Origin of the sequence: Aquimarina addita (genome assembly GCF_039539305.1) — a bacterium.
Taxonomy (GTDB): domain Bacteria; phylum Bacteroidota; class Bacteroidia; order Flavobacteriales; family Flavobacteriaceae; genus Aquimarina; species Aquimarina addita.
The window spans coordinates 161,606-173,711 of sequence record NZ_BAABCW010000005.1 but is presented as its reverse complement, the minus strand read 5'-3'; the positions used below and the strand labels follow the sequence as shown (position 1 = coordinate 173,711).

At 33.1% G+C, this 12,106-nt stretch carries 12 protein-coding genes; 10 read left to right on the top strand and 2 right to left on the bottom strand.

Annotated elements, in window-relative coordinates; all coding sequences use genetic code 11:
- Nucleotides 1–122: 122 nt before the first annotated feature.
- Nucleotides 123–413, bottom strand: coding sequence for an HU family DNA-binding protein (locus tag ABD816_RS08470; protein WP_344926415.1), 291 nt, complete (start codon nt 411–413; stop codon nt 123–125).
- 133 nt (nt 414–546) lie between these two features.
- Between ABD816_RS08470 and mutY the strand changes: the two genes are divergently transcribed.
- The 9 genes from mutY to ABD816_RS08425 all read left to right on the top strand — a co-directional run bounded on the left by mutY (nt 547) and on the right by ABD816_RS08425 (nt 9,799).
- A complete protein-coding gene (gene mutY / locus ABD816_RS08465) occupies nt 547–1,599 on the top strand; it encodes an A/G-specific adenine glycosylase (RefSeq protein ID WP_344926414.1) in 1,053 nt (350 codons plus the stop codon).
- Between the two features lie 41 nt (nt 1,600–1,640).
- Nucleotides 1,641–2,102 carry a single-stranded DNA-binding protein gene (locus ABD816_RS08460; protein ID WP_344926412.1) on the top strand — a complete coding sequence of 154 codons (462 nt, stop codon included), beginning with the start codon at nt 1,641–1,643 and terminating at the stop codon, nt 2,100–2,102.
- Between the two features lie 26 nt (nt 2,103–2,128).
- The gene (locus ABD816_RS08455) at nt 2,129–3,454 is read left to right on the top strand and encodes a gliding motility-associated protein GldE (RefSeq protein WP_344926411.1); all 1,326 of its coding nucleotides are present in this window, start codon (nt 2,129–2,131) and stop codon (nt 3,452–3,454) included.
- Nucleotides 3,444–4,016, top strand: coding sequence for a gliding motility lipoprotein GldD (gene gldD / locus ABD816_RS08450; protein WP_344926410.1), 573 nt, complete (start codon nt 3,444–3,446; stop codon nt 4,014–4,016). The genes ABD816_RS08455 and gldD overlap by 11 nt, the downstream gene beginning before the upstream one ends.
- 122 nt (nt 4,017–4,138) lie before the next feature.
- A complete protein-coding gene (locus ABD816_RS08445; RefSeq protein ID WP_344926409.1) occupies nt 4,139–4,612 on the top strand; it encodes a DUF4199 domain-containing protein in 474 nt (157 codons plus the stop codon).
- 94 nt (nt 4,613–4,706) lie between these two features.
- Nucleotides 4,707–5,381, top strand: a complete 675-nt coding sequence (rplU, locus tag ABD816_RS08440; protein WP_344926408.1) for a 50S ribosomal protein L21 — start codon at nt 4,707–4,709, stop codon at nt 5,379–5,381.
- Between the two features lie 36 nt (nt 5,382–5,417).
- Nucleotides 5,418–5,678 (top strand): 50S ribosomal protein L27, encoded by a 261-nt coding sequence (rpmA, locus tag ABD816_RS08435; RefSeq protein ID WP_344926407.1) that lies wholly within the window; start codon nt 5,418–5,420, stop codon nt 5,676–5,678.
- A gap of 229 nt (nt 5,679–5,907) precedes the next feature.
- A complete protein-coding gene (locus ABD816_RS08430) occupies nt 5,908–8,778 on the top strand; it encodes a TonB-dependent receptor (protein ID WP_344926404.1) in 2,871 nt (956 codons plus the stop codon).
- 10 nt (nt 8,779–8,788) lie between these two features.
- Nucleotides 8,789–9,799 (top strand): phytase, encoded by a 1,011-nt coding sequence (locus ABD816_RS08425; protein WP_344926402.1) that lies wholly within the window; start codon nt 8,789–8,791, stop codon nt 9,797–9,799.
- Between the two features lie 220 nt (nt 9,800–10,019).
- On the opposite strand, the gene ahcY is transcribed toward ABD816_RS08425, so the two are convergent.
- A complete protein-coding gene (ahcY, locus tag ABD816_RS08420) occupies nt 10,020–11,336 on the bottom strand; it encodes an adenosylhomocysteinase (RefSeq protein WP_344926400.1) in 1,317 nt (438 codons plus the stop codon).
- A 137-nt stretch (nt 11,337–11,473) separates the two neighbouring features.
- Between ahcY and ABD816_RS08415 the strand changes: the two genes are divergently transcribed.
- On the top strand, nt 11,474–12,106 hold the full coding sequence (locus tag ABD816_RS08415; protein ID WP_344926397.1) for a 4'-phosphopantetheinyl transferase family protein: 633 nt from the start codon (nt 11,474–11,476) through the stop codon (nt 12,104–12,106).

Genomic DNA, 12,106 nt, shown 5'->3' with positions numbered 1-12,106 from the left:
AAAACTACTTTTTCTTATGACGATTTGCTCTTCTTCGCTTTTTACGCTTGTGCGTAGCTACCTTATGTCTTTTGCGTTTTTTACCACTTGGCATAGTGTACTTGTTTATTAATGATTAATTTTTACTTAACTTCTACGTTTGTTTTTACACCTTCCACAAAAACTTTCGCAGGCTTAAATGCTGGAATGTTATGTGCTGGAATTTTAATTGTAGTATTCTTAGAAATATTACGGCCAGTTTTTTCAGCTCTTGTTTTGATAATAAAACTACCAAATCCTCTAAGGTAAACATTATCACCACCTTCTAAAGAACTTTTTACTTCTTCCATAAATGTTTCAACCGTTGCCTGAACATCTCCTTTTTCAATTCCCAGTTTTTCTGAGATTTTTGCTACAATATCTGCTTTAGTCATTATAATACCTAATTTTAGGGGTTTTTAAATTTTCAAGGGGGCAAATATAGTAATTTAAAATCCAAAAAATCAATACTTAAGGTGAAATTATTGTCTTTTAAACGTTTAATTTTGCAAAAGCTAAAATTTTACTATGATTTTTCATAAAAAACTCATTTCGTGGTACTTACAAAACAAAAGATCTATGCCTTGGCGGGAAACCGTCGATCCGTATCGAATTTGGTTGAGTGAAATCATACTTCAGCAAACCAGAGTTGCCCAAGGTTTACCGTATTATTTGTCATTTGTTGAAGCGTATCCTACAGTTTTTGACCTGGCAAATGCGCAACAGGAAGAGGTCTTAAAATTATGGCAGGGATTAGGGTACTATTCCAGAGCAAGAAATTTACATGAGACAGCACAATTTGTAGCAAATGAATTACAAGGCGTGTTTCCGAGTTCTTATAAGGAATTGTTGAAACTAAAAGGAGTTGGCGATTATACAGCAAGTGCGATTGCTTCTATTTGCTATGGTGAAGTGGTTCCTGTTGTGGATGGCAATGTGTATCGTGTTTTGTCAAGATATTTTAATATTGATACACCTATTAATAGTACAAAAGGAATAAAAAAGTTTAAGGAATTGGCTAGTACTTTAATTGATACAAAGAATCCTGCGAATTATAATCAGGCAATTATGGAGTTTGGAGCTTTACAATGTAAGCCTCAAAGTCCTTATTGCATTATATGTCCTCTTAATGAAGGTTGTGAAGCACTAAAAAACGGCACCGTCACATCATTACCTGTAAAACTCAAAAAAGTAAAGGTAAAAAATCGGTATTTTAATTATCTTATTTTTAATATTGATGGAAATAAAACAGTTATTCAGCAAAGAACTGGTAAAGGAATATGGCAGAATTTATATGAATTTCCAGTAATAGAGAGTAGTGCAAAAATTGATATAGATGGGATTACCGGAGATCAGGGGTTTATGGATTTGATGAATGGTATGGATTATGAGATCTCATTATACCAGGAAGAGTATGTGATTCATAAACTAAGTCATCAGCATTTATATACTCGATTTTATATTGTTGAAATCCAGAAAAACCCTCTAATTAGTGAAGAGCAAAAGGTTATTCATGTAAGTACTATTGCACAATATCCTGTTCCAATATTGTTGGGTAAATTTATAGATAGGTTTTATTAGGTATGCCTCTTTTTTAGTACATTTACTATAAAAATAAATAAATGTCTGGAACGTTAAATAAGGTAATGCTAATTGGGCATACGGGTGATGAGGTAAAGATGCATTATTTTGAAGCTGGAAGTTGTATTGGTAGATTTCCGCTGGCAACTAATGATTCTTATGTTAATAAAAGCACTGGTGAACGTGTCAATACTGTAGAATGGCATAATGTAGTAGTAAGAAATAAGGCCGCCGAAATCTGTGAAAAATATTTACATAAAGGTGATAAGGTGTATATAGAAGGGAGACTTAAAACAAGAAAATGGCTCGATGATCAGGGTAAAGATCGGTATAGTACAGAAATACAATGTACAGAATTTACTTTTTTAAACCCAAAAACTGAAAATCAATCTTCTGGAGCAAAATCGACCCAAAAACCTGAGGCAGGACAAAAGCCAGCAGTAGAATCAAAACAGATTTCATCAACATCTTCTGACAATCAAGAGGACGATCTTCCATTCTAATTTAGTTAATTAAAAACGCAAACAATTTGGACCCTGATCCTGAACCCTTAGTTTTTTTATTTTACACATTTGATCCGATGCAATTAGTGAATATATTGCTGCTTGTACTATTATTGATAGCTTCAGCTCTTATTTCTGGTAGTGAAGTTTCATTATTTTCTTTAACTCCCTCAGAAGTTAAGTTTGATGAGGAAAATGCTAGTGTTAATCAAAGAATAATTTCAAAATTATTAAGTAGACCGAAGAAATTACTAGCAACAATTCTGGTAGCAAATAATTTTATCAATATAGCGATTGTACTTCTTTTTGATGTATTGGGGGAGATTTATTTTAAAAATCTCAATATCGTGCTATGGGATTGGCTTAATATTAGATTTGTCGTAGAAGTAGTACTAGTGACTTTTCTGATTTTATTATTTGGAGAGATTTTACCAAAAGTATATGCGAGTAGAAATAAGGTGAAATTTGCTAACTTTATGGCACGTCCTTTGGGAATTCTTGATTGGGTAATATCGCCTATTAGTTTGCCGATGCGCATGGTGACCCTTGGTATTCATAACCGTTTAGGAAAGCAGAAATCTAATATTAGTGTAGATCAATTATCACAAGCATTAGAATTGACATCTGATACAGATACAACTATAGAAGAAAAGAAGATATTAGAAGGAATTGTTTCATTTGGCAATACCGATGTAAAACAAGTAATGCATCCCAGAATAGATATTTTTGCGTTACGCCACGATCAGGAGTATACATCAATACTACCAGAAATCATTACAAAAGGATATTCACGTATACCAGTATACGAAGAAACTATAGACAAGGTGATTGGGATTTTGTATGTAAAGGATTTGTTACCTTATATAAATCATAAAGATTTTAACTGGGTTTCTTTACTAAGAGACCCTTACTTTGTTCCTGAAAACAAGAAATTAGATGATTTGTTAAATGATTTTAAGATCAAAAAAAATCATTTAGCTATCGTTGTAGATGAATATGGTGGCACGAGTGGTTTAATTTCATTAGAAGATATTATTGAAGAAATTGTAGGAGATATAAGTGATGAATTTGATGATGAAAGTCTTGTGTTTTCTAAGTTAGATGATACTAATTATGTTTTTGAAGGAAGAACATCGCTAAAAGATTTTTATAAAATATTAAAACTTCAGGATACTATTATTTTTGAAGATATAAAAGGAGATGCTGAGACTATTGCAGGTCTATTGCTTGAGCTATCAGGTAGTTTTCCTAAGCGCGGAGAGATTATTGAAGTTGAAAAGTATATGTTTAAGGTAGAATCCTTAGATAATAAACGTATTAAACGAGTAAAATTAACAATTAATGAAGAGTAATGTATATATGTTTTTATTAGGGACAATGTGTTTACTTTTGTTGTCCTGTGGAGAAGAAAAACTACCTAAGCCCAGAGCAATGCTACGATTGAACTACCCTGCTCCTGTGTATGAAGATTTGGATATGGACTGTTCTTATACAGTTAAAAAAAATAAGATGGTTCAGATAAAAAATGCGAAATATACAAGACCTTGCTGGTACAATATGTATTATCCTGATTTAAAAGCTACGGTGTATCTCTCTCATTATGAAATCAAAAATAATCTGGACTCTCTTCTTAGGGATGCTCAGAACCTTACTATGGAACATCATATAAAGGCCGATGGAATTAAAAACAAAGAGCATATTAATGAAGAAGAAAAAGTATATGGAACATTGTATATAGTTTCAGGAAATGCAGCTTCTCCATATCAGTTTTACGTAACAGATAGTATTAAACATTTTGTTTCGGGTTCTGTTTATTTTGATGCACGACCTAATTATGATTCTATTTTGCCAGCGGCTAACTATTTGCAAAATGATCTTATGCATTTTATGGAAACTATACAATGGAAAAACTAATGATTTATAGATCGAAATCTATTTGTTTTAAAACATTGCAGAACAGTTAATTAACATTTTTTTATATTGCAATACTGGTAAGAATACCTATATTAAGGTACGTTTAAAAAAAATCTAGTATTATGAAAAAGTCTACAATACCAGTTAAGTATGGAGTTCTTATGGCAATAGGACTTATTATTTACTTTCTAATCCTATCTCTTTTGGGAGTGCATACAAATCCTATTTATAGTTTGGGCAATGGTCTTATTGTGGCTTTTGGTTTGTATAGAGCCATAAGAGATTATAAACAAGAGAAGGGAACTTCTTTTGAATTTCAGAAAGGATTTATGGCAGGCTTATTTGCCGGGTTTAATGCTACCTTAATTTTTGTCATATTTTTTGCAATATATGTTACTAACATAGAAATTGGTTTTCTTCCTGAAATGCTTGCTAACTGGAGTTCTCATTATCACGTTGGTGTGGGTATTGTAGTCTTTGTGTCGGCAATTATGGGTTTTGCAACTACATTTGTGCTCACGCTATCTTTTATGCAATTATTCAAAGAAAGCTGGAATTCAAAAAAAAGATATCCTTCTCATCCTATAAAAGCCTAAATTATTTGTCAGTTAATTAATTAGCAGTATATTTGCAGCCGCCTATTGGGTTAGGTATGTTCATTTTATTATAAAATTAATTAAACGTTACGCTATGTACGCAATTGTAGAGATAGCAGGGCAGCAATTTAAAGTTGCAAAAGACCAAAAGGTTTTTGTACACCGTTTAGCAGGAGAAGAAGGAGATAAAGTTTCTTTTGACAAGGTTCTTCTTACTGGCGATGGTGACAATATAACTCTAGGCGCCCCAGCTATAGATGGAGCTCAGGTAGGAGCAAAAATCACAAGACACCTTAAAGGTGACAAAGTTATTGTTTTCAAGAAAAAGAGACGTAAAGGATACCGTGTTAAAAATGGTCACCGTCAATCTCTTACTGAGATCGTAATTGAGAGTATAGTTGCCTCTGGAGCTAAGAAAGCTGCTCCTAAGAAGGAAACTAAAAAAGCTGCTCCGAAAAAAGTAGAAAAAGAAGTGGAAGCTAAGGCTGCACCTGTAAAAGCTGCTCCTAAAAAGTCTGCAAAGGCAGATGATCTTAAAAAGATTGAAGGTATTGGACCAAAAATAGCAGAGACGCTAAATAGTAATGGTATCGTTACTTTTGCTGATCTTTCTAAAGCTGATCCTAAACAAATTGCTGAGTTTATTAAAGATGTACGTGGTAATCACGTTCCTGATACATGGCCAGCGCAAGCGCAATTAGCTGCAGATGGTAAGTGGGATGAACTTAAAGAATGGCAAGATAAATTAGACGGTGGGATTGAAAAATAATCCTGTCAATTATTAACGATATAAAACCTTAAGAAAATGGCTCATAAAAAAGGAGTTGGTAGTTCTAAAAATGGTAGAGAATCAGAATCTAAACGCTTAGGTGTTAAGATTTATGGAGGACAAGCTGCTATTGCTGGAAATATCATCGTAAGACAAAGAGGTACAGCTCATAAACCTGGTGAAAATGTATATGCTGGTAAAGATCATACGTTGCACGCTAAAGTAGATGGTTTAGTGAAGTTTACTAAAAAGAAAGATAATAAATCTTTTGTTTCAATAATACCGTTCGAAGCTTAAGAATATTTTATTTATCATATAAAAACCCTTTTCAAATTATTTTGAAAAGGGTTTTTTCTGTTTTATTAGTAGTGTATTTTATGTAATTGTTACTGTCGTGTAAATAAAAATCAATATTACCGGAGTAATTGCTATGGTTTTAACGTAATGTTTATCTTTTCTTATTTTAGAGTTTTTATATAACCAATAGTGATCTTATAGCTTTGTGTTAGTTCAAAACATAAAGAAAATGGTATCAATTAATTTATTTAAGATATGTATTATAACAATTATAGCGAGCTTGAGTTTCAGTGGTTTATTTGCTCAGAATGGCTCTGTAAAAGGAGTGATAAGTGATGAAAATGGATTGGTGCTTCCAGGAGCTTCTGTGCAAATTAAGTTAATTAATAGAACAACTATTTCTGATTTTGAAGGAAAATTTGCTTTAGTAAATATTCCGAAGGGATCATATGTACTTGAGATTAGTTATATAGGATATTCTAGTACAAAAAAAGAAGTTACTATTGTGGATTCACAAACTTCATTTGTATCAATAGTTCTTGGAATAGAAGGAATAGAGCTCGAGGATGTTAGTATTATAAGTTATGGAAAAAGCGGTCAGGCGAAAGCATTGAATACGCAAAAAAGTAATATTAATATTACAAACATAGTATCGACAGATCAAATAGGAAAATTTCCTGATGCTAATATTGGAGATGCAGTAAAACGCATTCCCGGGATAACTATGCAGGTAGATCAAGGAGAAGCACGTACTATTATTGTTAGAGGGCTTTCACCTCAATTAAATTCTGTAACACTTAATGGTAGTAGAATACCTTCTGCTGAGGGTGATAATAGAGAAATTCAGATGGATTTGATTCCTGCTGATATGATTCAAACGATAGAAGTCAGTAAGGCCGTTACGCCAGATATGGAGGCGGATGCATTAGGAGGGTCTGTAAATCTTATTACTAAAACAACACCACAAGATTTTAGGCTTTCTGCAACTTTAGGATCTGGAGTCAATTTTATTACTGATAAAAGGATTATTAATGGTTCTTTACTCATAGGAGATCGAACAGAAAATAAGAAATTGGGATGGCTGTTATCCGCATCAATTAATGATAATGATTTTGGTTCTGATAATATAGAGGCTGAATGGTCTGATGAGTTAGCTTATAATACGGGAGAAGAAGATGCTAACGGAGAGGCTATTCTCGAAACATTAAACGTGAATCCATATACTAGTACATTTGAACAGCGTGTATATTTAGTACAGAGAATACGAAGAAGTTTTTCGGCTAATTTGGACTATCAGTTTGATGCAGATAATAGTATGTATCTAAAAACGATGTATAACTGGAGAGATGATAGGGAGAATAGATTTCAATTAGAACAAGGAATTCTAGATGGTGAAGATATTGAAGAAGAAGATTTTGTTATTACGGATGGATCATTAATTCGATTTCCCGTAGAAGCTGTTCGTCAAACAAAGGGGGGGATTGATAGTGACCGTAATAAAAATGCAAGATTAGAAGATCAGCGTATGCAGAATTATAGTATAGGAGGAGATCATTTATTTAGAAATATTAAAATCGATTGGATGGCTTCTTTTGCAAAAGCTTCAGAAGAAAGATTAAACGAGCGATATGTTGGGTATGAATCTGAGTATATTGTAAACAATAATAACTCAAATCCCAGATTACCCGTTCAGACTCCCCTTAATTTTGATGAAGCAAATGATTTATCGGATTTTACATTCTCTGAACTAACAGAAGAAAATCAATATACAGAAGAAGAGGATATTAATTTTTTTATAAATGCAGAGTTAATAAAAGATTTTTTTGGCAAAGGAGATGGTAGTATCAAATTTGGGATACGGAGTCGTTTAAAAAATAAAAATAGAGATAACGATTTTTTTGAATTTGATATAGAGAATAATTTTCCTTTACTATCGAATGTGCCAAATAGAGATCTTACGAATCCTAATTTCCTTGCTGGTAGTAGATATCAGGCAGGCTTTTTTGCAAACGAAGTTTGGTTAGGAAGCCTTGAATTAGAGGATGGGGAGTCAGTGCCAGATGAGTTCCTAAGAGCTAACTATACGGTTTCTGAAGATGTATTAGCAGGATATATGATGGCAGAACAAAAATTAACAGAACAGCTAAGTGTTTTAGCTGGTATTAGATTAGAACACACTATGATTAAAGCTACAGGGAATCAAATAGAAGATGAAGAAAACGTAATCGGTCAAGCTAGTGATGAGCAGTCATATACTAATATCTTGCCGGGATTACATTTTAAATATAGTCTTTCACCTCATACTATTTTCAGATTTGCGTGGACAAATACTTTGGCAAGACCCAATTATGCCGATCTGGTACCTTCTAGAGATGTAGTTTTTGATGAAGAAGAAATTTTTGTTGGTAATCCAGACCTCGACCCTACTACTTCTATGAATTTTGATATGATGGCAGAGCATTATTTTAGATCAGTTGGAATCCTTTCTGGAGGATTGTTTTATAAGCAGATTAATAATTTTATTTATACTTTTAGAGGTGAAGCGGCTGATGATACATTCGGAGAAGCTACCACTGGATTTGATGTTTTTCAACCACTTAATGGTGATGATGCATCAATTTTTGGGATAGAAATAGCATTACAACGGCAATTGGATTTTTTACCTGGATTTGCAAAAAACTTTAACGTATATCTCAATTATACATATTTAGCTTCTACTACAGAAGGGATTCGTAATGAGGATGGTGAGGAACGATTCGATCTAGATTTACCAAATACAGCACCTAATATGTTCAATGGATCCTTGGGATATAATGATGCTAAATTTAGTGCACGATTATCTTCTAATTTTTCTGATGCATATATTGATGAGATTGGAGGTAATTCTTTTGAAGACAGGTATTATGATTGGCAGTTTTTTCTAGATTTTAATGTTAGTTATGCAATTACAAAAGAATTAAGTGTCTATGCAGATCTTACTAACATTACGAATCAGCCTCTTCGTTTTTATCAAGGTATTTCGGATAGGACAATGCAATTAGAATATTATGATAGAAGGCTCACTTTTGGGCTTAAGTATGATCTTTTTAAGAAAAAATAAATATTAATTTATGAAGAAGTTTTTTTTAATTTTTCTTTTAGGCATATTATTTTATTCCTGTACCGATAAATTGCCAACAGTGCCAGCTACAGTAGTATCAGAAAAGGTTCCTCACGATACCGATGATCCTGCTATATGGGTACATCCTACAGATGCATCAAAAAGTATTGTTTTTGGAACAGATAAAGATACAGATGGTGCTATTTATGCATTTAATTTACAAGGCAAGATTATTCCTGATAAAGTATTAAAAAATATCAGGTATCCTAATAACATTGATATTGAGTACGGTTTTAAAATGTTTGATAGTACTGTAGTGGATATTATGGTGTTTACAGAGAGAGAGCGAAATCAGATTCGTCTTTTTTCTGTTCCTGATATGCGTCCATTAGACGGAGGTGGCTTTCCTGTTTTTGAAGATGAAACAAATATTAATTATAGAAGGCCTATGGGTGTAGGGATTTACAAAAATCCAATAAATCAAAAAATATCAGTAATTGTAAGTAGAAAAACAGGTCCTAAAGATAATTACTTATATCAATATGAATTAATAAGTGATGCTGAGGGTGTCAGAAGTGAATTTATTAGAAAGTTTGGAAAATTTAGTGGAGTAAAAGAAATTGAGGCTATTGCTATTGATGATGAATTAGGTCATGTATACTGCTCAGATGAGGGTGTGGGAATTCGTAAATATGCTGCTGACCCATCAAAAGGAAATGAAGAATTAGCTTTTTTTGGAAATGAAAATTTTTCAGAAGATATGGAGGGTATTGCAATTGCAGCAAAACCAAATGGGGATGGCTGGATAATAGTATCTGATCAACAAAAAGGACAGTTCAATATATTTTCAAGAAAAGATCATCATTTTATTAAAGCAGTCAATTTAGGAACTACAGAAACTGACGGCTGCGATCTTGTTATCGGTTTTTTTGATAAAAAGTTTCCTAAAGGTCTTTTTGTAGCTATGAATAATCAAAAAGACTTTTATTTTTATGATCTGGGTCTATTGGGTTTTAATTAAATTTTGAGAGTATATCTAGATCATTTTTATTGTAATGATATACATATTAAGTTTTAATAGGTAATGGTGTTTTCTGTAAATAACAATTAACTGTAATGTTATTTCAGGAAGAGACAAATTGTTAAAATTAAACCCTTTGCTACGTTACGTAGCAAGGGGTTTAATTTTATAAATATAAAGTGTTCTAAACGTCTAATTGCAAAGCCATATATTTAGCTCTTTAGTATCTATAGTATTCTGGCTTAAAAGGACCTTCTACAGTGACACCAATGTATTCGGCTTGATCTTCACGGAGTGTCTCCAGCTCTACTCCCAGACGCTCAAGATGTAGTTTTGCTACTTTCTCATCTAAATGTTTTGGTAACATATATACTTCGTTTTTATAGTTTGCAGCGTTTTTCCAAAGTTCGATTTGAGCCAGTGTCTGATTTGTAAATGAATTACTCATTACAAAACTCGGATGCCCTGTTGCGCATCCAAGATTAACTAAACGTCCTTCTGCAAGGATGATAATATCTTTTCCGTCGATTGTATATTTATCAACTTGCGGTTTAATTTCGTCTTTAGTATTTCCGTAATTATTGTTTAGCCATGCCATATCGATTTCATTATCAAAATGACCAATGTTACATACGATAGCTTTGTCTTTTAATGCCTTAAAATGGTCCGCCTGTATAATGTCTTTATTACCAGTAGTTGTGATGATTACATCAGCATTCCCTACCACGGTATCCAGTTTTTTAACCTCAAAACCATCCATAGCTGCTTGCAATGCACAGATAGGATCAATTTCTGTTACGGTAACAATAGAACCAGCTCCTTTAAATGATGCTGCAGTACCTTTACCAACATCTCCATAACCACAAACTACAACACGTTTTCCAGCAAGCATGGTATCGGTAGCACGACGAATTGCGTCTACTGCACTTTCTCGGCATCCGTATTTGTTGTCAAATTTAGATTTGGTTACAGAATCATTAACATTGATAGCGGGCATAGGTAATGTTCCATTTTTTACTCTTTCGTATAAACGGTGTACACCTGTTGTTGTTTCTTCAGAAAGTCCATTTATATCTCCTGCTAGTTCTGGGTATCTGTCCAGTACCATATTGGTTAGATCACCACCATCATCTAAGATCATATTAAGAGGCTTACGATCTTCACCAAAGAATAATGTTTGTTCAATACACCAATCAAACTCTTCTTCATTCATTCCTTTCCATGCATACACAGGAATCCCAGCGTCAGCAATTGCAGCTGCGGCCTGATCCTGAGTAGAAAATATATTACAAGAACTCCAGGTTACTTCTGCACCTAATGCTATTAAAGTTTCAATTAATACTGCAGTCTGAATAGTCATGTGAAGACATCCCGCAATACGAGCACCTTTTAATGGTTGTTCGTTTTTATATTCCTCACGCAAAGACATCAATCCAGGCATTTCAGCTTCAGCTAATTCAATTTCTTTTCTTCCCCATGCAGCTAATGAAATATCCTTTACTTTATAAGGAACATAAGGCAATGTTTTAGTACTCATAGTAGTTGTTTTATAGGTATGAAGTGCAATTATTTTAGTATTTAGCACTAAATTATTCTAAATTCGTCTCGCAAAAATCATAGAAATATTTCCTTGATTTCAGTTTGCAAAGGTACATAATAACTTTAAGAATATACATGCCTCTTTACAAAACTATAACAGTAGATGAAAGCACTAACGTATTGATTTGGAAGATTGAAGAATCCTATGAATCCTTATGTGAGGGAATAGAATTAACAACACATTGCCAGAAGCGTGTTGATGGCATGAAATCTGATATTCATAGAAGGGGTTTTATGAGTATCAGACACTTATTGGGGCTTTGTGGATATACGGATCAGGATTTATTGTATGATGATAATGGTAAGCCTCACCTAAGAGATGGTAATTATATTTCAATTACCCATTCTTTCAATTTTGCAGGCATTATTATTAGTGATCATTCTGTAGGTATTGATATTGAAAAGCAAAGAGAAAAAATCCAACGAATAGCGCATAAGTTTGTGAGATCAGAAGTAGACTTTGTGACAACACAAAATGAGAATACTGTAAGGGTTTTAACTATTATCTGGGGGGCTAAAGAATCTTTATATAAAATGTACGGGACTGCGGGGCTGAGTTTTGAACAACATATACATATTATGCCTTTTGATATCAATGTTCCATTTACAGCTGGCAGTATTCAATATATGGAAGAAATTAGTCATTATGATATTACGTTTACAGAATTTGAGGGTTTTACTTGTGTTTATGCAATACCTTATGAATAA

Excerpts from the sequence above, each read along its gene's own strand:
- ABD816_RS08415 (WP_344926397.1), top strand. The coding sequence starts at position 11,474 with ATGCCTCTTTACAAAACTATAACAGTAGATGAAAGCACTAACGTATTG.
- rplU (WP_344926408.1), top strand. The coding sequence starts at position 4,707 with ATGTACGCAATTGTAGAGATAGCAGGGCAGCAATTTAAAGTTGCAAAA.
- ahcY (WP_344926400.1), bottom strand. The coding sequence starts at position 11,336 with ATGAGTACTAAAACATTGCCTTATGTTCCTTATAAAGTAAAGGATATT.
- ABD816_RS08425 (WP_344926402.1), top strand. The coding sequence starts at position 8,789 with ATGAAGAAGTTTTTTTTAATTTTTCTTTTAGGCATATTATTTTATTCC.
- rpmA (WP_344926407.1), top strand. The coding sequence starts at position 5,418 with ATGGCTCATAAAAAAGGAGTTGGTAGTTCTAAAAATGGTAGAGAATCA.
- mutY (WP_344926414.1), top strand. The coding sequence starts at position 547 with ATGATTTTTCATAAAAAACTCATTTCGTGGTACTTACAAAACAAAAGA.
- ABD816_RS08460 (WP_344926412.1), top strand. The coding sequence starts at position 1,641 with ATGTCTGGAACGTTAAATAAGGTAATGCTAATTGGGCATACGGGTGAT.
- ABD816_RS08445 (WP_344926409.1), top strand. The coding sequence starts at position 4,139 with ATGAAAAAGTCTACAATACCAGTTAAGTATGGAGTTCTTATGGCAATA.
- ABD816_RS08430 (WP_344926404.1), top strand. The coding sequence starts at position 5,908 with ATGGTATCAATTAATTTATTTAAGATATGTATTATAACAATTATAGCG.
- ABD816_RS08470 (WP_344926415.1), bottom strand. The coding sequence starts at position 413 with ATGACTAAAGCAGATATTGTAGCAAAAATCTCAGAAAAACTGGGAATT.
- gldD (WP_344926410.1), top strand. The coding sequence starts at position 3,444 with ATGAAGAGTAATGTATATATGTTTTTATTAGGGACAATGTGTTTACTT.